A 20,114-nucleotide genomic window follows, 5' to 3' on the forward strand; every position below is an offset into this window, starting at 1 on the left:
GTGGTGTGCACGATCGATTTTAACATCCAGTATAAGTAAGAGATGACGTAACTGTAAATACAGTTACGTCAAAAAGGTTCAACCCATGGATTTCCAAGGATAGAAATGATGCCCTTCCATTTGTTCCCAATTATTGTTTCTTTTTTTGAGTAAGTGATAGTGAGGAAGATTGGCTGGGCGAATTCCCCGACTAGTAAAAAAATGTGGATCATGCTGCATATTTTCATACCCAGTTTGCGTTACTACGTCTTTTGCTCGGCTCTTTCTAACACTAAATGTATTTTCCTCATCTTTTGCAGCCAGTTTAGCTGCTGCAAGGGATAGCGGTGTAGTAACGAGGACCCCACCAGAACTATTCAAGCGTGCTCGAAAGTGTTTAACATTATTCTTTTTAATCTCATCTGCAATTTCACTAGTCATTGTTACACTGTCTGTGACAACTCTGGCATAAGAACGTCCTTCATTCTCTCTAATATTTCTCTCTAAGGCTGCTTGGTTTTCTAAATAATTATCTAAATACTCACTCACAATAATGGCACCTGTAACCAACGCCACAAAGTCTCCCACAGGCAAAGGGCCATCAATTGCTGCCAAAGCTCCTAATGTAACCAATCGAGCTGCTAATTGCCGTTCAGTCATTTTAAGTCCAGCGTTGCCTAGAGCCTTTATTGCATCACTTTCTGACATAGAGCTTCGCAAGCTCATACTTTCCTCTGGGAAGCTTTGATGGATTTGATAGTATTCGTAGTATTCTTGTGCAAGCGCATCTATTCTTGCAAAGTCTTCCTGCAAGTCGTTATAGTCAATATCCTCTGATTGTTTTGCTTTCATGTTAGATGTTCGTGTAGGCTGATGTTTATCAATTATTGATGCAACATCTTCGAAATAGTATACATCATGTTCATTCATATAATCTTTTATTTCTTCTACCATCTGGATTCTATGCGGTTTTTCTTCAAAATCTTCTTCAGTGATACCAGTAATGAATGCCTCGATGTCACTTTGCTGAATTTGTTGCTTCTCTATTATTCCATCATTGGCAAACGCACTATTAGAGTTGGAAAAGAATAAACCAAAAATCAGTAGTAATTTAACCCAAAGTAATTTTTTCATCATGTATTTCGTTTGTACTACTGGTGCCAAGTAGTTACAAACTTCACTCCTCTCAAATGAATTAATTTCTAGTACCTTAAGGTTGAGAAAAGGTATTTTCTGTAAATATTTACAGTTTGAAGCTTAGCACAACATTGAATATATGTAAATTATTGTTTTTAAATAAATAATTAGGCGACCGATAAAATCATGCCGCCAATCAATGAACGCCTGCACGTCGATCTCGACGAGCTGGCGGCAAAAGTGAGTCGTGTAGCGGCTGAGTTGGAATAGAGAGGTTTGAGAGTGAAAAATGAAAAGGGCAGTTCCCGGATCTTGTAACGACGAGGGGATTGCCTTTTTTCTGTTGTTAAATAGAGCATGTCACATGATTAAATGGAGTAAAGGAGTCATCAGATTCTCCTCTTGTAGTTCCATTAATCAAATCTCCTTTTTCCCCTCATAGCTGATCGTCTAAATGAATGACGGTTGATTTTGTGTGAGGATCCGCGTGTCTGGTGAAAAAACCTATGAGCCAAACCGCAATCAAGACGAGTATCGTACCGGTCACGGTGATTATAAAATGACCACCTGTATGAATGAACAAAAAGATAAGACCAATAAAGCTTAGGTACGAATGCAATATACTAAATACTAATGCTGCCCACCCTGTAAACAGATGAAAATGGAAGATATGTTTGACGAGCGGGCCAAGTAAATGAAAGATATCTCGATAATCACCGCTCGCCATATTCGGATGACCGCCACCGATAGGAGGAACTTGGTGCATTTTTTGTGGTGTGGTATAGAATGAATAAAGAATAAGCATTGCAATATCCGTTACGAAAAGGACCGCGGGTAGCCAAGGTTTTATTTTTTTTCACAAAAGTCACCTCTGTCTTTAAGTTGGATAAATAGTAGCGTAGAAAACTTAACAAATCCTTAAGTTGCGAGGATGTGAACTTTAAGGAAGAGTTAAGGGTTGTAAGACATAATTGATCCTCAGTATGAAAATAGATGTATTGATGTGGGGTGAAGTGATGTTGCGTTTGTTAGTTGTAGAAGATAATCTCCCTTTGAAAGAATCGATTATTCAAATATTAGTGGATGAGTTTAAAGTAGATGGAGTATCTGAAGGGGAGGAAGCACTCTTTCTAGCCATGCAAAATATTTATGATGCTATTGTGCTAGATGTGATGATACCAGGAATGGATGGCTTTCAAATTATAGAAAGCATGCGCAAGGAGGGAATGAAAACGCCAGTATTATTCTTGACAGCGAGGGATTCATTGGAGGATAGAGTGCAAGGTCTGGAGTTGGGAGGAGATGATTACCTAACCAAGCCTTTTCAAATGGCTGAATTAAAAGCACGCATTCGAGCGCTGTTAAGAAGGAGCGGCAGTTTGACGACTGATCATACTTTAAAGTACCGTGGCATCCAGTTAGTTGGTAAAGAACAGGAAACCCTAGTAGATCTGGTGCCTGTAAAATTGACATTAAAACAATACGAATTATTGGAATACCTCGTACAAAACAAGGGCATCATTCTGACAAAAGAGCAGATTTATGATCGCATATGGGGATTCGAGTCAGATACAACAATATTAGTTGTTGAGGTTTTTGTGCATCATCTTCGAAAAAAGCTGGAGCCCTTCGGATACCATAAAGATATTCAAACCATTAGAGGCGTTGGGTATATGTTAAAAGAACAGTAAGGGGAAGAATATGTTCAGACGAACGCATATGCGCCTTACCATTATGAATTCAGTTGTTTTCATAATGCTTATCGGTTTGCTAGCTACTGTGATCTACTTTTTCACCTATGTACAATTGTATAAGGATGTTGATCGATCCCTGTTAAAAACAGCTGAGAAGTTAAACCCGCAGCTTAGGCCTGAAAGAAGCGATGAGCCTAGAAGTAAGCCCGGGAGTCAGCCTGGCGCTGGAGCAAAAAAAGGACCTGAAAAAGGACCGGCTCTCGAGGAATTCTTGTTTGAAAATGATCCGCGTGTCATCACGCTTGTCTGGAATGATAAAAATGAGCTGATTAATACTGGGCCAGGAGTAGATTTCTTCCAAAAAGCGAATTTCGTCAAGAAGCCAAGGCACTTGGATGATGGAGAGATTCAGGAAATTCATGTTGAGCGCTTTGCTTTTCACGTGAAAACCTTGAAAGTTCATTCCCCGAATGGGGTAATAACGGTACAGTATCTCCGCAATGTAAATTCAGAGCAGGAGCTTTTGGACAGATTGCTCGTCATTATTATCATCGGAAGCTGTATCGGGGTCGTATCTTCTGTGATTGCCGGTTATTTTCTTGCAGGTCGAGCATTGGTCCCAATACAAAATTCCTGGACAAAACAACAACAGTTTGTTTCAGATGCTTCTCATGAATTAAGAACACCACTTGCTGTCATACAAGCAAAAACAGATTTATTATTTCGCTCGCCTGCTGCAACGATTCAAGAAAAAAGTATTGATATTTCCATGATTTCAAATGAGTCTAGAAGATTATCCAAACTGGTAACCAATTTACTTACCTTAGCGAGATCTGATTCCAATCAGATGGAAATGAAGAAACAGCCCTTTTTGCTTGATGAAGTTCTGCGAGATATTGTAGCTAACTATGAAGAAATTACTGTATATCAAGAGAAAGCGATCACTCTTCATACGCCAGTAAATATCAGTTTCACAGGAGATAAAGAAAGGGTCCATCAGTTGATTCTCATTTTCTTAGACAATGCTATGAAATATACAGAAGCAGGAGGCGAAATCTCACTTATATGTGAACAAACTGCCTCCACAATTAAACTGAAGGTGAAAGATGATGGGATTGGAATGGACGAGAAAGAAATTCCAAACATTTTTGAGCGGTTTTACCAAAGCGACAAAGCACGGACGATGGCAGAAGGCTATGGTTTAGGGCTATCTATTGCCAAGTGGATTATTGACAAGCATCATGGAAAAATTACGGTCAGCAGCAAAGCAGGGGAAGGAACTTGCTTTGAAATTACGTTCCCGAAGAATCAAAAATAACAAAGTATTGGGTACCGATTCCATTGGTACTCTTTTTTCTTTTTTCCTGCTCTTGTAGTTCTTAAGGAAAAGTTAAGGCTGGAGGTCCATAATCGTACCTGTAAACAAAACATCTCATCATCGAAAAAGGAGGAGAACGGATGGAAGAAAAAAAAAAGAAGCGGAAAATCTGGAGGTGGCTGATCGTTGCTACTGTTTCAGCTGTCATTCTTGCTGGCGGATTCCGGGCTTTACATGCAACAGGCTGGATGAATAAGGAGATGCTCGCTTATCCGCATGTTTATCAAATCTTTGTAAGCTTGCAAGACAGAGGCGAGAAGGAATTGGTAGGACAAAGCGAACATTCGGAGCGATTACAACCCAAATCTGAAGGAAGGCGATTCCACAAAGAGGATATCAAACGAGAACACGGTGAGCGAAGACATCAAGCAGATGGTTGGGTATTCTTCCTGATTGCAGCAGGTCTTGTCATCAGTGGTTGGTTTGTTCGCAAACATGCAAATGAGAGTATCTGGAGAAAATGGACAGGCTGGCTTCTGATCTTTGTTGGGGTTCTTCCCATCCTGCCATTACTTGTCATTGCGTTCTTCATTTACTGGTTATGTATACGAATCAGACCGCGTAAAGGGAATATCGTTTTCGTTGATGTACCGCTTCACTCCCCATATTCAGGTGAGAATAGTAATTCAGCCATTTTAGATAAATGGGAAAAACAGATGTCGAAGGAGGAAAAATAAGATGGGTATTTTTAAACGGGTAAGAGATATTGTTGTTGCAGATGTGCATGAAGTATTAAATAAAGTAGAGAATCCAATCACTTTGTTAGATCAATATATAAGAGACATGGAAAAGCAAATCGAAAAAGCCAACCAGGCACTTTCCTATCAACTCTTTCTTGAGAAAAGGTATGATCTTCTCATCGCAGAAGAAGAAGCAAACATAGAAAAGCGCACGAAACAAGCCAACCTTGCTGTTGATTGTAATGAAGATAACATGGCAAAGCTTGCCCTACAGGAAAGAGTAATTCATGAAAATAAGCGCAATCTGTACCAGGATCAATATGACGCGACAAAAAAACAGACAGCGATCCTGTATGAGCAAATAGATAAACTTAAAAACACCTATCAAGAGTTCCAATACAAAAAGCTGGTGTTAACATCCAGAGCCCACGCTGCAAAATCTATCAAGCAAGGACAGGAAATGCTGTTAGGGTTTCATAGCGATTATGCAATGAAAGGATTTGCGAGGGTAGAAGAGTTTGTCCAGAAGCTGGAAGCTGAAGTAGCTGCGAGTTCGTACGTTTACGGTACGAAAGCTGTCGACAGGAAGCCATATATTGATCATCTTCTGGCAGAAACAGTCGAGGCCCAATTAGCAGAGCTGAAAAAAACGAAAGAAGTGAAATAAGAGGATGTGAAACGCAGACAAACTCCCTTTTTTGTTCAGATAGAAGGGAGTTTGTTTTTTGCGGTACCCGACAACCGACTGAACAGACTTCCGCTGCTGCATGATAAATGGCACCAACAAACACATAGCTCTTTCGTTCTGCATTCGACTTTTGGACGGTGATATCTTCCATATTAGGCATACAGTTTCCTCGTATAGGGAGTTTCCTATACAGATGGAAGATGCTCATGTTAAAAACAACCGTTATTCAAAAGTCTTATTTCCGATCTCCCATTCCTCCCGCAAAATCCCCATCTTAATCGCATCGTAATATTCACCTCGAACAATCCTTGCTTTGCGTACCCTCGCTTCTTCCACCATGCCCATGTGAGCAGCCAGCTTGATCATCCGTTCATTGCCAGACCACGTACCAATGCCTAAACGGACTGTATCCATATGGGTAAACAAGTAGTCGATCCACATCCGAAACGCTTCCCGACCATAGCCATTCTGCCAGTAGCGGGAGTCGTAAATGACGATTCCGATTTCGCACCAGTTCGTCTCCTCAGATACCCAGTAGCGACCGACACTGCCTTTTAGCTCGCCGTCAATCTCAATGATCAGCTCAGTTCTTGGTGCATCTGTTCCGACGAGAGCGAGAGACTCCTGGTAGCGTGGGAGGGCACGATACTCTTCTTTTGTGTACGGATCAAGCGGTTTGTAGGGGCCATTCCAATTGAGGTGTTCACGATCTTCTGCTTCGTATTTCCAATAGTAGATCGTATCCAAATCTTCTGTTCGAATATCTCGCAGAACGACCTTTTCTCCTTGCAAATGAATAGGCATGACTTGTTCTCCTTTCGTTTGGGTGAATCTGGTACAATCATTGTATAAGAGAACTGCTCCTATACACAGTGACAGTTTAGGAGAGTTGGATGGGAACAGATTGGAGGGCCGCTGATGGAGTACATGCCGATCATGGATGCACAGAGCAAAGAACCTCTGTATCAGCAGCTATACAAGCAATTGAGCAAACGGATTGCATCAGGAGAGATACCGTCCGGAACCAAGATGCCGTCGATCCGTCAGTTGATGAAAGCAAGCGGCGTCGGAAAAAATACGATTGAAGCAGCCTATCAGCAACTGCTAGCAGAAGGCTACATCGTGAGCCGGGAGCGAAGCGGCTTTTACGCTGCCGAGATCGAGAGATGGTCAGAGCCAGTGGATCAGGATGAGGAGATTGCCTTGTACTCGTCCATCTCGAAAAAGAAAAAAGGAGAGCACCTCACCTGTCGTTACAATTTTCACGGTTCTGTCATCGATACGAAGTCGTTTCCTTACGCTGCATGGCGCTCTTGCATGCTGGAGGCGCTAGATGTCTATCCGGAGGATTTTTCTTTTTACGGGGATGATCAAGGAGAGAGGGAACTCAGAGAAGAGCTTAGTAAATATTTGCGCAGAGCACGTACGCTCATTTGTCAGCCTGAGCAAATTATCATCGGCACGGGACTACAGCAGGCTCTTAGCTTTTTATGTCTGCTCTTGGCAGATCGGCATCGTGTGGTTGCGATCGAGGAGCCCGGCTATGCAGATGCACGGATCGTCTTTTCCCATCACGGCTATGAGGTCGTGTCCATCCCGCTAGCGGAAGAGGGGCTGTCCATTGAAGCCTTGGAGAAAAGCAAAGCAACGGTCGTGTACACGACGCCTGCCCATCAATTTCCGTATGGGATGGTCATGCCAGTCGGTCAGCGCCAACAATTGCTGCAATGGGCAAAAAGAAAGAACGGAATCATCATCGAAAATGATTATGATGGTGAATTCCGCTACAACGTACACCCTACGCCATCTCTGCAAGGAATGGATCGGGACGGTTGCGTTGTTTATATCGGCAATTTTTCCAAAGCATTTTCTCCAGCACTTCGCTTGGATTATACGGTACTTCCGAGGCAATTGCTCAGGCGTTATTTGGAAGCATTTCAGGCGTATCCTTCTCCGGTTTCCCGCCATTTGCAGCGGAGCATGCAGTTGTTCATGCAAAAGGGCTACTGGGAAAAGCATGTCCGAAAAATGCGCACCGTCTATCACCGCAAGCACGATGCATTGCTTCGGGCGATACAGACGTACATGCCCCGAGAAGTACGAGTATTGGGACAGTCAGCAGGGCTGCATATTTTGCTGGAGGTGGATACTTCCCGAACGGAGAAGGAGCTGATCGAGCTGGCGAGTGCAGCCGATGTTCGCATTTATCCGAGTGGGCACAACTGGGCCAATGATCCGACGAATGCACGGCCGCGAATCATCGTTGGATTTGGTGGAGTGGAGGAACAAGACATTACGGTAGGAATCAGTCGTTTGGCAGAAGCTTGGTTTTCGTTATGATCTGCGCTTTTGTCGGATCTTCTCGTTCCGATGAGGGTCCCAAATCGTTTCAACAGAAAAAAGCAGCCTATGGCGTGGGACAGGGCAATTGTCCAGCGCATAGGCTGCTTGGCTTTTTTTCGAAAAGGATTATTTCATGCTTTTTTGGTACTCATCAAACTGAGCGCTGACCTCATTCGAAGGCTTGCTGGTCAGTTGGCTGACAACTACGATGGCGAGCAGGCTAATGGCAAAGCCCGGAACCATCTCATAGAGGAAGTCCTTCAGCACATCAAAACGAGTCCAGATGATAACGGTAAGCGCGCCAGCGACCATACCCGCGAGAGCACCCCATTTGTTCATGCGCTTCCAATAGAGGGAAAGCAAAATGACTGGCCCAAAAGAAGCACCGAATCCGGCCCACGCATATCCGACGAGATCGAGGATCGTGTCATTTTTATTCAAGGCGAGCAAAAAGGCGACGACAGATACTATTAAGACGGACAGGCGACCAAAGTTGACCAGTTCTTTGTCGGTTGCAGAACGCTTGAAAAAGGTTTTGTAAATATCCTCGGTCAAGGAGCTGGACGTAACGAGCAGCTGAGAGGAAATCGTACTCATGATCGCTGCCAAAATCGCCGCCAGCAAAAAGCCGGTAATGAGTGGATGGAACAGGATCGTACCTAGCTGGATAAAGATCGTCTCAGGATCGCTCAACGTCCAGCCTTGCTTAGAGTACAGGGCAATACCGACCAGACCTGTCAGCATGGCGCCAGCGACGGAGAAAATCATCCAGCCCATACCGATGCTGCGTGCTTTTTTGATCTCACTCGTGGACGTGATCGCCATAAAGCGAACGATAATGTGCGGTTGTCCGAAATAGCCGAGACCCCATGCAAACAAGGAAATGATGCCGAGCAGGCTCGTCCCTTTAAAAATATCGAGCAAAGAGGGATCGACAGTGTGGATCTCGGTAAATGTTTCTCCCAATCCGCCTGCTGTAAGAACGGTCACGAGTGGAACGAGAATAAGCGCGATGACCATGATGAGTCCTTGTACAGCGTCCGTCCAGCTTACAGCGAGGAAACCTCCAAACAATGTGTAGGCAATGGTGACCAATCCGACAATCCATAGCCCCGTTTGATAGCTCAAGTGGAAGGTGTTTTCAAACAACACGCCTCCAGAAACGAGCCCGGATGAGACGTAAAAAGTAAAAAAGATCATAATAACAAGAGCCGAGACAAGACGGAGCATCCGTGACCCATCTCCGAAACGATTTTCCAAAAAAGCAGGAATCGTAATCGAGTTGTTGGCAACCTCTGTATACGAACGAAGGCGGGGAGCGACATACAGCCAGTTGGCATAAGCTCCGAGAGTCAGACCGATGGCAATCCAGGATGCGCTAAGACCTTGGGCAAACATGGCGCCAGGCAAGCCCATCATCAACCAGCCACTCATGTCGGATGCACCCGCACTGAGAGCGGTTACAGTTGGACCGAGCGACCGACCGCCGAGCATGTAGTCTGTCAGATTGGAGGTACGCTTGTAGGCATAATAGCCGATCAGTAGCATACCTGCCATGTACACAATAATAGATGCGAGCAGCATATTCATTGGCATCACCTCGTTGTGTTTAGTATTTGTGAAATTTATATGAACATCTTACACATTATCATGCCCAATTATAAAAATCTATAAGTAAACACAGAAAATTTCGTAGAAACCCAATAAAAAGTTTTTTACAACACGAAAAAGCCCGCGAGGATTGATCGCAGGCTTTTCTTGAAATGTTTTCCGAATTACTGAACCTGAACCTGACCGTTTCCATCGAGTGTTACTTTGAATTCCTTTACGACTGTAGGCTCCGCACCTTGGTTGTTCAAATCGTGCTTGAGCACTTTGAAAGTACCATCGGCCGAGAGCGTGCCTGTATATTCAACACCAAACATGTCAGATTTGTAAAAGCTGAAGTTCGCAAGCTCGGTCTTTTGCAATTGTTCTACGAGCAACTGACCATCTCCACTGAACATGGCATTACGCAATGCTTCAGAGGATTCGTATTTTTGCTGGAGGTATGTTTGAAGCTGTTTGGCGACTTCAGACTCAGCCAGTTGCTTGCCGGCTTCCAGTACTTGTTGGCCCGCCTCGACAGCCTGTTTACCTGTCTCAATCGCTTGTTGACCTGTTTCTACTGCTTGCTGAGCGGTTTGGACCCCTTCGGATAGATCGGAGCAGGCAGTGAGCAGCAACGCGCATGCAATCATCCATACTTTTTTCATGTGATTCACTCCTTTCTGGCGTGACGATTCATATTTTATTTATTTTACCGTATATCCACTGACTTCGCATCCGCATATGATGAGGTAAGCGTAAGAGCTGCACTGATTACAGGGAGGAAACACAATGATTCAAGGGAAAGTAAAATGGTTCAGCAAAGAAAAAGGCTATGGGTTTATCGAGCGTGATGGAGGACCTGATGTTTTCGTACACTATTCTGCGATCACGGGGTCCGGTTACCGGAACTTGGAGGAAGGCGAGCAGGTGGTTTTTGAAATCGTGAATGGGCAGCGTGGGCTGCAAGCCGCCAATGTGGCGAAGAAAGTCGTGTAAAAGAGGCAACATCTTCTACAAACACATGACGAAGGACTTCCTTCGATTCAAAAACGCCGTCATACCTGTAAAAGGCAGACGGCGTCTTATTTATGTCACGTAGCGTCGGGATTGATCAAAGATTGTTGTAGAGAAAGACTGACAGTGCAATGACCAGAGCGATCGTAATGATGCCGTAAATGATCAACAGATTTCGGGAGCGTTGTTTAAAGCCCCGCACTTTGGATTCGGATGGGTTGATTCCGATTTTTATCGTAACGACGAGGGCTATAAGAACAAGTACAATAATTGCAATAATGAAAGGCAAAATACTCATAACAGCCAGTCCTTTCTGTATGGCCCAGTCATCCTGCTGGATATACACGAGGATGCATACGGTAGCTTACTTCGATCATATACCGACCGCACAAAAATGTTGCCATCCACTTGGGGATTATTTTGCCCATCCACTTGCTGTGAATGCATCCGCTAAGCGCGAGACTGCCTCAGGGATCTGATCCAGGGTAGCTCTGCCAAAGGTGAAGCGGACATACCCTTGCTCTGCGCCGAAAAGATGTCCCGGAACAAAGACAACTCCTCGTTTGACTGATTCTGTGAGAAGACATTCGCCGCTCCATATCCCTTTAAATTTGCACCAAAGGTGAATGCCTCCCTCTGAACCGACTATTTCTACTTGATCATCGAACTTGTCTTGAAGCGAGGAGACAAGCTGATCGTGCCGCAAGGATAGCTCTGTTCGTAAAAGATCAATATGACTCGCAAACTGAGGCGATCCGAGAAAGCGATTCGCCAGCCATTGCGGAAAAATGCTGTGTCCAAAATCAAACTGTTGTTTCGCATCTGCCAGTCTTTCCATGACAGTAGGGGGCCCGACGATCCAGCCAATGCGCAGACCCGAGGCGACGATTTTGGTCAAAGAGCTGATGTAGAGTACTGTTCCGTGTTGATCCAGTGATTTCAAGGTTGGGACGGGCTCTCTCGAAAAGCTGGTCAAGCTGTATGGATCATCCTCGATGATGGGAATCCCATTTTCATAGGAGAACGTGAGTAATTCATGGCGCCGCTCCAATGAAAGCAGTGTCCCTGTCGGGTTTTGATAATTCGGATTGAGAAAAACCATTTTGATGCGGTGCTGGCGATGGAGCTGGGCTAAGTGCTTCGGATCGATTCCGTCCCGGTCTACAGGCAGCGAAAAGGTACGCAAGCCAGCTGAATGAAAAAGCGGCAAGGAATAACAATAAGACGGCTCCTCAATCGCAACCGCATCCCCTGGCTTTAACAAGCATTGAACGACGAGATGAAGGGCTTGCTGGGCTCCAGACGTAATCATGATCGAGGTAGCAGGTGCTTCGATGCTTCGCCAAGTTTTCATATGGATGCTCAATGTCTCTCGCAAAGCCCAATTGCCCTGCGGATGCTCATAGCCGAGATGAGCTGGGAAGTCATCGGGGGTCATGAGCTGTTGGAGCGTTTGGTTGGGGACGAGCTCGCTCGAGAGCTCGCCACTCGCCAAATCGATCAAGTCATTTTCCTGTGTTTCACGACGGATTTTGCGAATCAACGGTAAATTCGGACGAAACGAACCTGACTCCGTCAAATGACGCCAGTTCGGAACGCGGGTCCGTGCCAGTCCCCAAATATCTTGACTGACGATCGTGCCACTTCCTTGTATGCGCTCGATCATACCTGCTGCTTGCAGCTCATCGTACGCTGCGACGACGGTAGAACGGTTGACGTTCAGTTCTTTGGCCAGCGTGCGCTCCGAGGGCAAATAGCTGCCAGGACCGAATTCACCACTGCTGATTCTTTGCTCGATTTGCTCTGCTATTTGTTTATATAAGGGCTTTGTAGCCACAGGAGATATGCCATCCATCACGAATCCCGCTTTCTACATTTATCCATTTATTATATCATGACATTCCGATCTTTCCTTTTTGTCTCGGTCAGGTAAAATAGATGAGATGGAAGGAGAGATGGACGATGAAACAATACCTGGATTTGTGCCAGCGCATTTTGGATGAGGGTGTCACAAAAGAGGATCGGACAGGCACCGGAACGACCAGTGTTTTTGGGCATCAGATGCGTTTTGACTTGAGTGAAGGCTTTCCCATGGTCACGACGAAAAAGCTGCACATGAAATCGATCATCCACGAACTGCTCTGGTTTTTATCGGGAGATACCAATGTCAGATATTTGCAGGAAAACGGCGTGCGGATCTGGAACGAATGGGCCGATGAAAACGGAGATTTGGGCCCGGTATACGGGAGCCAATGGCGTTCTTTTACTGGACGCGACGGCAAAACAGTGGACCAAATTCAATGGGTCATTGATGAGATCAAACGCAATCCGGACTCTCGCCGCTTGATCGTTAGCGCGTGGAATCCGGCTGAATTGGACAAGATGGCATTGCCGCCTTGTCACCTGCTGTTCCAGTTTTATGTAGCGAACGGAAAGCTGTCCTGCCAGCTGTATCAGCGCAGTGGCGACACATTTTTGGGTGTGCCGTTTAATATCGCTTCCTACGCGTTGCTGACGCATATGGTAGCGCATGTCACCGGGCTTGAAGTGGGCGATTTTGTTCATACGATTGGAGATGCTCATCTGTATCTCAACCATATCGAGCAGGTCAAGCTCCAGCTCACCCGCGAGCCGAAACCACTGCCAAAGCTCGTGCTCAATCCGGAAGTGACTTCCATTTTTGACTTCAAATACGAAGATATTGAAATCGTCGGCTACGAATCCCATCCGCACATCAAAGGCGAGGTGGCCGTATGATCAGCCTGATTGTTGCCTATGCTCGCAACCAAGTCATCGGAAAAGATGGCGACATGCCGTGGCACCTTCCCGCCGACTTGAAAAATGTAAAAGAATTAACGACAGGCAAAACGATTGTGATGGGACGCAAAACGTTCGAATCGATTGGCAAGCCTCTGCCTAACCGCAGAAATGTCGTTCTGACACGCAGCCAGGACTTTCACCCTGAAGGTGTAGATGTCGTTCATACGAAGGAAGAAGTTCTCGCCATGGGTGATGTCATCATCTTTGGCGGCTCGGAAATTTATCGCCAGTTTCTCGATGTCGTTGATCGTCTGTACATTACAGAAATCGATTTGGAAACAGAGGGCGATACGTTTTTCCCGGCATGGGATCGCGATGCTTACACCTTGGTGAACAAGCGTGAGGGTATCGTGGATGAGAAGAACGTTCATCCGCATGCGTTTTACGTGTATGAGCGAAAAAATAGCTGATAAGCAAAAATGCCTCGTTGCGGAGGCATTTTTTTGTTCTTTTGTCACCTCTTCTGCTAGGTCGTTCGTCATGTGAATACTCGACATATGTATGGAACCAAACGCATATATAACGATAGAAAATAGCAGGGACGAACCCAAGGAGGTGATCGGGTGAAGGTAGACTTTCACGTCCATCTGGAGGAAGGGCCGTATTCGCTGGACTGGTTGCTGAAGCAAGCGGAATCATTGCGCCCCCTCGTGGAGCATGCCGAAGTGAAGGGGAGCCGAAAATGGGCAAGTATGCTGACCAATGGGTTGGCAGAGCGGCTTCAACAAGGACCGTATTCACGGGATTGGCTTGAATTGTATCGATTACGTGCCAAACAGGCTGGGATTCAGCAAGTTTGTGTGGTCGAGCACTTATACCGTTTTCTTGAGTACCAGTCGTACTACGAACAGCATGTGCACATCGGCTCTGATCGTTTGGGGACAGCGCAGCGCAACTGGCTGAGTCAGGTCGCAAACGACTCACTGGACAGCTTTGTTGTTTTCCTGCAAAAAGAGCGGCTTCGTTGGGCGGAGGATGGGATTGAGCTGCGTGTGGGAATTGAATTGGACTATTTTTCAGGTGGAGAAGAGACGCTGCGGCATGTCATCAATCAATATCCTTGGGATGTATGTATAGGAGCCGTGCATTTTCTGGAAGGCTGGGGCTATCCGATCCACGATGCACGAGAACGCTTTGGAAGACAGGAGCTCATCGGATTGTATAGCCTTTATTTTGACAAGCTGGAGCAGGCGATCAAATCTCAATTATTCGATGTCATCGCCCATATCGATGGCATCAAAGCGTTTGGTGTAAGACCGGATGAAACTGCACTATTACCCTATTATCAGCGTGTGGCCCGGGCTCTTGGACGAATGGGGATTGCGACGGAAATCAATACAGGCTACGGTTTGGCGAGTCAGCTCCGAGAATTTTCGCCCAGCTATCGTTTTCTGGAAATTTTGTTTCAGAATGAGGTGCCCATCACCTTGGCATCTAGTGCTACTGCGCCTGATCAAGTCGGTCAGCAGTTGGACGAGGCTCGAGCGCAGTTGAAACGGGTAGGCTATACGAGCTTTGCCGTTTTTGAAAAACGAAAACGCAGCATGCTCGCTCTGGATTAGTCAAGCTCCCCATTTAGCCCATGATTCTGCTATGATGGGAGAAAGAATGGTGCATCCAGGGGAGGAGTAAGAACCATGGCCTTGCAGGAACAATTAAAAGAGCTGCTCAAAGAAATGGAGCCGCAAATCATTAGCTGGAGGCGTCATCTGCACCAGCATCCCGAGCTTTCCTTTCAAGAGGAGAAGACTCCAGCGCTTATTGCCGAAATATTAAGAGGACTTCACTTCGATGAGGTTCGTACAGGCGTTGGCGGTAGAGGAGTCATCGGTGTTTTGCGCGGAGGGAGCCCGGGTAGGGTCGTCGCGTTGCGTGCGGATTTTGACGCGCTGCCGATTCAAGATCAAAAAGAAGTACCGTATAAATCTACTGTACCTGGTGTCATGCATGCGTGTGGTCATGATGCGCACACTTCCCAGCTATTAGGACTCGCTTCTGTTTTGGCAGCAAATCGTGAGCAGTTTCCCGGTGAAATTCGCTTTGTCTTTCAGCATGCGGAAGAGGAAAATCCGGGCGGAGCTACCCAAATGGTTGAGGATGGGGCTGTAGATGGCGTCGATGCGATCTTTGGCGTTCATCTCTGGTCGATGTTCCCTGTAGGAAAGGTATTCATTAGTGCGGGTCCGCTCATGGCGAATACGGACGACTTTTCCATCGAGATCAAAGGTAAAGGGGGACACGGTGCTGTTCCAGAAGAAACTGTCGACTCCATTGTGATCGGTTCGCAAATCGTCGGTCATCTGCAAACGATTGCCAGCCGCAACGTCAGCCCATTAGAAAGTGTGGTCGTGACTGTGGGAACGTTCAACGGCGGAGACAGTACGAACATCATCGCAGATAGCTGTCGTTTGACAGGGACTGTCCGCTCCTTTTTGCCAGACGTCCGCGATCGAGCGGAGCAGCGCCTGACAGAAATTGCGGAAGGGACAGCTGCCATGATGGGAGGAAGCGCTACAGTTGTCTACGAGCGAGGGTATCCAGCTGTCATTAATCATGAAAGAGAAACAGCGATCGCTCGGGAAGCAGCTATTGCCGCATTTGGAGCTGGCCGTGTGGAATCGATGAAGCCGTTGATGGGTGGCGAGGACTTTTCGTACTACTTGGAAAAGGTGCCCGGCGCTTACTTGTTCGTAGGGGCAGGCAATCCGGAAAAGCTGGCGACATATCCCCACCATCATCCCCGCTTCGATATCGACGAGGATGCCATGCTGATTGCAGGCGAGCTCTTGGGACGAACAGCACTGCATTATTTGGAAACACATCAACGATAAGAAAACGTATGAAAGATGCGCTTTTGCCTACATAGGACAAAGGCGCTTTTTTTTGCTTTCAACCATAAGCTATACAAGGCTAGCTAGAAAATCGAACAAGGGAGGGAGTGGCCTTTCGGTGAGAAAACGGATAGGCGTACTGACCTACCGAGGAGAATCAGGCTTTGTCGAGCCCGGCTATTTGCGAAGGCTGGTTAAGGAAGGAAGAGAAATGGGGGCAGAGGTTTTTTTGTTTAGCCCACAAGATGTCCGTTTGGAAGAAAAGCGGATCAACGGTTATGTACCAGATGGCACGAAGTGGAGACGAGAGCGTTTTGCCTGGCCCGACATCGTCATTGATCGTTATCGCTACTATCCATTGCCCAAGCATCGTGCCTATTTGCCATTTCGCAAGCAAGACTGGTTTCGTTATGCGAATAACCGCTTCTCGAACAAATATGTTGTGCATCAGATTTTGATACAAGATCCTGAGCTGCAGCGCTGGCTTCCCGAAACACTCCCCTACGACAGAAAAACGCTTGCTACGATGCTTGCCGATCATCGTCTGGTTTATCTCAAGCCGACAAACGGCACTGGTGGCAGAAGTATACTGCGTGTGGAGAAACAAGCAGGTCGCTACCTTTTGCATGGCAGGACCAAGCAGCAAGCCAAAAGCTGCGAAAAACTGGCGACGCTCACAGAGGTGTGCGAGCGGCTGGAGCATTGGATGAACAAGGAGAAGAGCGGAAACGAGCAGTTTTTTCTTCAACAGGGGCTACGGTTGTCACTGGTTCCCAAGCGAACAGTAGATGCTCGCATGCTTGTGCAAAAGGACGGGAAGGGTCAGTGGTGTTTGACCGGGATGGGCATTCGCGTTGGGCCGATACAATCGTCCACCTCCAATTTGCATGGAGGGGGAACCGCTTTGCCTGCTGTTTCCTTTTTGGTCAAACGATTTGGTCGGGAAAAGGCAGAGCAGATTGTGCTGGAATGCAGGGAGCTCGCGATCAAGACTGTCAAACGCATTGAAGAGCATTTCGGCCTGATGATGGAGTTTGGCTTTGATCTGGGGATTGATGTTCATGGCAGGGTTTGGATTATCGAAATCAATCCGAAGCCAGGGAGAGAAATTTTCAAGCAGATGCGTCAGCACAAGCGATATGCGACGGCGGTTCGGCGGCCGTTGGAGTATGCGTTGTACCTTGTTAATAAAAACAATGCAGTGAACTAAAGGGGATCTTCCATAGAGGAAGATCTCTTTTTTTGGTATTTTCGTTTCTTTTAGGAGGGGGACACGGCATAATAATAAAAAAATGCACAAGAGGTGAAACGTACATGCAAAAACAATCCTTTTCCATCGCACTCGATGAGGAGTTGACGCTTCGCGGCGATATTCATACGGAGGAAGCGGCAGGCTCAGAACAGCCACTACTGCTGTTTTGCCATGGCTTTAAAGGCTTCAAGGATTGGGGAAGCTTTCCCTACGTAGCCGATGAGCTGGCCAAGCAAGGCATTACCACGATTCGCTTTAATTTTAGCTGCAATGGCGTAGGGGAGAGCTTGACGGAGTTCGACGAGCTGGAGAAATTCGGCCGCAATACATATGCCCGCGAACTGGCTGATTTGCAAGCGTTGACGGAACGGATTTTGTCAGGCGAGCTACCGTTACCCGATTATGTGGACAAAACGAAGCTGTATGTATTGGGACACAGCAAGGGCGGCGGTGACGCGATTTTATTCGGAGCAAACAACCCGCATGTGGCAGGGATTGTGACCTGGAACGGAATCGCTCATGTCGATTTGTTCGACGAGAAGCTGCGCAGAGAAATAGAAGAGACTGGTGTCGGATACATAGCGAATGCGCGGACTGGTCAAGACATGCCAATCACGAGAGTCGTGATCGAGGACGTGGACAACAATCGAGAGCAATACGATATTTTGAAACTTGTCTCTACGATGGAGCAACCACTGTGCATCATCACAGGAGAAAAAGATTATGTCCGTCTGGTAGAGGGTGCAAAAAGAATTCATCAGGCCGCCAAAAACAGCGAGCTGCACTGGATAGAAGGCGGAGATCATACATTTAACACGCGTCATCCGTTTGCGGGAACATCGACTCCGTTGGAAGCTGCAATCAAGCAAACCGTCGCATTTGTCCGCACCCCACGGACATAGAAAAAACCTCTATTTTCCCGCGTTTTCTTTCCATTTGGGCTGTGGTATACTGGGAATCGTTCTAACGGTTGGAATGATGTGATTATTCAGAAAAATAACAGAACAGGTGGAGAAGAAACATGAATAGCAAGGTGTATCTGTATGATACGACCCTGCGAGATGGTACGCAGGGAGAGGGGATCAGCCTGTCAGTAGAAGACAAGATAAAGATCGCACTGCGGCTGGACCAGTTTGGTATCGATTTTATTGAAGGCGGTTGGCCGGGCAGCAATCCAAAGGACATGGCTTTTTTTGAGCGTATCCGGGAGATTTCGCTGCAGCACGCAAAGGTAACGGCTTTTGGCAGTACCTGTAGACCGAATGTAGCAGCGCCAGATGATGACAATCTGCAAGCGTTGATCTTAAGCGGAGCCTCGGCAGCCGCGATCTTCGGGAAATCATGGGATTTGCACGTGACAGATGCTCTGAAGACGACATTGGAAGAAAACGTGCGCATGGTCGCTGATTCGGTCGCATTTTTAAAAGAAAACGGACTGACGACTCTCTTTTTGGCTGAGCATTTCTTCGATGGGTACAAGGCGAACCCGCGCTACGCATTGCGGGTGCTAGAAGCAGCAGAAGAGGCTGGGGCTGACTGGATTGTTCTCTGTGATACAAATGGCGGGACACTGCCGCATGAAGTTTATGATATTGTCAAAACGACTGTGGGCCATCTGCGGACGCCTGTAGGCATTCATCCGCATAATGACAGTGGAGTGGCAGTTGCCAATGCACTAGCTGCGATTCAGGCTGGCGCACAGCAAGTGCAAGGAACGATTAACGGCATCGGTGAGCGCTGCGGGAATGTCAATTTGATCTCTGTGGTTCCCAATTTGCAGCTCAAGCTGGGCTATCATTGTGTGAGCACTGATCAATTGCAGGAGCTGACACAGCTGTCTCGCTATGTAGCGGAAATTGCCAACATGACCATGCCGAACAATCAGCCGTTTGTCGGGTACAGTGCTTTTGCTCACAAGGGTGGTATTCACGTAAGCGCCGTTATGCGCGACCCGAAAACGTACGAGCACATCGAGCCAGAAAACATCGGCAACAAACGCCGCGTACTCGTCTCAGAACTCGCAGGACAAAGCAATTTGCTCGCCAAAATGGAAGAGCTCGAGATCGACCTCTCGCTGGATCGCCAAAAGGCGAGAGAAATCATTACACACATCAAAGAGCGCGAATTCCAAGGCTATCAATACGAGGGAGCAGAGGCTTCACTGACGCTGATGCTGCTGGAAGCCTCCGGCAAGCTGAAGAACCTGTTCAAACTAGACTCCTTCAAAATCATGCTGGAAAAGGCAGCCGTCCAATCGATCACGTCGGAGGCGACCGTGAAGTTGCGGGTGAACGGGGAGTCTGTCCATACGGCTGCTGATGGCAATGGTCCGGTGAATGCACTGGACAATGCGATGCGAAAAGCATTGGAAGGCTACTATCCATGCATTGCAAAAATGCAGCTGGAAGATTACAAAGTGCGTGTCCTGGACGAAAATGGCGCGACTGCCGCAAAAGTACGTGTCCTGATCGAATCCTCGAGCAACGGCGAAAAGTGGAGCACAGTCGGTGTCTCTACCAACGTCATCGAAGCGAGCTGGGAAGCGCTGGCAGACAGTATCCGTTACTTGCTGTGGAAAGAAGGCTGCGAGGAAGTAGGAAGCCTTGCTTCCTCCGGGACGCGCGTAGGAATTGTGAATCATTAGCAAAGTGAACCAGCCCGGGCAGATGCCGTCGGGCTGGTTTTTCTTCTCTTCCACCATGTTGACT

Annotated in this window: 19 protein-coding genes; 13 read left to right on the top strand and 6 right to left on the bottom strand. The window is 46.8% G+C overall.

What is annotated here, in order from left to right; genetic code table 11:
* Nucleotides 1-78: 78 nt before the first annotated feature.
* Nucleotides 79-1,143, bottom strand: a complete 1,065-nt coding sequence (locus M3630_RS10565; RefSeq protein ID WP_251252067.1) for a hypothetical protein — start codon at nt 1,141-1,143, stop codon at nt 79-81.
* A 992-nt stretch (nt 1,144-2,135) separates the two neighbouring features.
* Here M3630_RS10565 and M3630_RS10570 point away from each other — a divergent pair.
* From M3630_RS10570 to M3630_RS10585, 4 genes are all read left to right on the top strand, one after another.
* The gene (locus tag M3630_RS10570) at nt 2,136-2,807 is read left to right on the top strand and encodes a response regulator transcription factor (protein ID WP_251252230.1); all 672 of its coding nucleotides are present in this window, start codon (nt 2,136-2,138) and stop codon (nt 2,805-2,807) included.
* A gap of 10 nt (nt 2,808-2,817) precedes the next feature.
* Nucleotides 2,818-4,128: a sensor histidine kinase gene (locus M3630_RS10575; RefSeq protein WP_251252068.1), complete on the top strand. Its 1,311-nt coding sequence runs from the start codon at nt 2,818-2,820 to the stop codon at nt 4,126-4,128.
* A gap of 140 nt (nt 4,129-4,268) precedes the next feature.
* Nucleotides 4,269-4,865 carry a hypothetical protein gene (locus M3630_RS10580; protein ID WP_221868052.1) on the top strand — a complete coding sequence of 199 codons (597 nt, stop codon included), beginning with the start codon at nt 4,269-4,271 and terminating at the stop codon, nt 4,863-4,865.
* A gap of 1 nt (nt 4,866) precedes the next feature.
* On the top strand, nt 4,867-5,535 hold the full coding sequence (locus tag M3630_RS10585) for a PspA/IM30 family protein (RefSeq protein ID WP_251252069.1): 669 nt from the start codon (nt 4,867-4,869) through the stop codon (nt 5,533-5,535).
* A 243-nt stretch (nt 5,536-5,778) separates the two neighbouring features.
* On the opposite strand, the gene M3630_RS10590 is transcribed toward M3630_RS10585, so the two are convergent.
* Nucleotides 5,779-6,360 carry a GNAT family N-acetyltransferase gene (locus M3630_RS10590; RefSeq protein WP_251252070.1) on the bottom strand — a complete coding sequence of 194 codons (582 nt, stop codon included), beginning with the start codon at nt 6,358-6,360 and terminating at the stop codon, nt 5,779-5,781.
* A 114-nt stretch (nt 6,361-6,474) separates the two neighbouring features.
* On the opposite strand from M3630_RS10590, the gene pdxR (M3630_RS10595) reads away from it, so the two are divergent.
* Nucleotides 6,475-7,896: a MocR-like pyridoxine biosynthesis transcription factor PdxR gene (pdxR, locus tag M3630_RS10595; RefSeq protein ID WP_251252071.1), complete on the top strand. Its 1,422-nt coding sequence runs from the start codon at nt 6,475-6,477 to the stop codon at nt 7,894-7,896.
* A 129-nt stretch (nt 7,897-8,025) separates the two neighbouring features.
* Here the strand turns inward: pdxR (M3630_RS10595) and putP are convergent, their stop codons facing one another.
* Nucleotides 8,026-9,489, bottom strand: a complete 1,464-nt coding sequence (gene putP / locus M3630_RS10600; RefSeq protein WP_251252072.1) for a sodium/proline symporter PutP — start codon at nt 9,487-9,489, stop codon at nt 8,026-8,028.
* Nucleotides 9,490-9,674: 185 nt separating this feature from the next.
* The gene (locus M3630_RS10605) at nt 9,675-10,154 is read right to left on the bottom strand and encodes a hypothetical protein (RefSeq protein WP_173610814.1); all 480 of its coding nucleotides are present in this window, start codon (nt 10,152-10,154) and stop codon (nt 9,675-9,677) included.
* A 124-nt stretch (nt 10,155-10,278) separates the two neighbouring features.
* Between M3630_RS10605 and M3630_RS10610 the strand changes: the two genes are divergently transcribed.
* Nucleotides 10,279-10,485, top strand: coding sequence for a cold-shock protein (locus tag M3630_RS10610; protein ID WP_173610815.1), 207 nt, complete (start codon nt 10,279-10,281; stop codon nt 10,483-10,485).
* 115 nt (nt 10,486-10,600) lie between these two features.
* On the opposite strand, the gene M3630_RS10615 is transcribed toward M3630_RS10610, so the two are convergent.
* Nucleotides 10,601-10,801: a hypothetical protein gene (locus M3630_RS10615; protein WP_173610816.1), complete on the bottom strand. Its 201-nt coding sequence runs from the start codon at nt 10,799-10,801 to the stop codon at nt 10,601-10,603.
* A 117-nt stretch (nt 10,802-10,918) separates the two neighbouring features.
* Nucleotides 10,919-12,358: a MocR-like pyridoxine biosynthesis transcription factor PdxR gene (gene pdxR, locus M3630_RS10620; protein WP_251252073.1), complete on the bottom strand. Its 1,440-nt coding sequence runs from the start codon at nt 12,356-12,358 to the stop codon at nt 10,919-10,921.
* Nucleotides 12,359-12,465: 107 nt separating this feature from the next.
* Between pdxR (M3630_RS10620) and M3630_RS10625 the strand changes: the two genes are divergently transcribed.
* From M3630_RS10625 to cimA, 7 genes are all read left to right on the top strand, one after another.
* Entirely contained in the window at nt 12,466-13,260 is a 795-nt protein-coding gene (locus tag M3630_RS10625) for a thymidylate synthase (protein ID WP_056489736.1), read from the top strand.
* A complete protein-coding gene (locus M3630_RS10630; protein WP_251252074.1) occupies nt 13,257-13,733 on the top strand; it encodes a dihydrofolate reductase in 477 nt (158 codons plus the stop codon). Before M3630_RS10625 ends, M3630_RS10630 begins: the two co-directional genes overlap by 4 nt.
* A 153-nt stretch (nt 13,734-13,886) precedes the next feature.
* Entirely contained in the window at nt 13,887-14,885 is a 999-nt protein-coding gene (locus M3630_RS10635) for a histidinol phosphate phosphatase domain-containing protein (protein ID WP_251252075.1), read from the top strand.
* 75 nt (nt 14,886-14,960) lie between these two features.
* Nucleotides 14,961-16,154 carry a M20 metallopeptidase family protein gene (locus tag M3630_RS10640; RefSeq protein WP_251252076.1) on the top strand — a complete coding sequence of 398 codons (1,194 nt, stop codon included), beginning with the start codon at nt 14,961-14,963 and terminating at the stop codon, nt 16,152-16,154.
* 118 nt (nt 16,155-16,272) lie between these two features.
* Complete coding sequence (locus M3630_RS10645; RefSeq protein ID WP_251252077.1) at nt 16,273-17,364, top strand: YheC/YheD family endospore coat-associated protein; 1,092 nt, start codon at nt 16,273-16,275, stop codon at nt 17,362-17,364.
* Between the two features lie 104 nt (nt 17,365-17,468).
* Nucleotides 17,469-18,308 carry an alpha/beta hydrolase gene (locus tag M3630_RS10650; protein ID WP_251252078.1) on the top strand — a complete coding sequence of 280 codons (840 nt, stop codon included), beginning with the start codon at nt 17,469-17,471 and terminating at the stop codon, nt 18,306-18,308.
* 119 nt (nt 18,309-18,427) lie between these two features.
* Nucleotides 18,428-20,050: a citramalate synthase gene (gene cimA, locus M3630_RS10655; RefSeq protein ID WP_173610823.1), complete on the top strand. Its 1,623-nt coding sequence runs from the start codon at nt 18,428-18,430 to the stop codon at nt 20,048-20,050.
* The last annotated feature ends 64 nt before the right edge of the window (nt 20,051-20,114 follow it).

The sequence above is a fragment of the Brevibacillus sp. MER 51 genome, from assembly GCF_023714195.1.
GTDB lineage: Bacteria > Bacillota > Bacilli > Brevibacillales > Brevibacillaceae > Brevibacillus.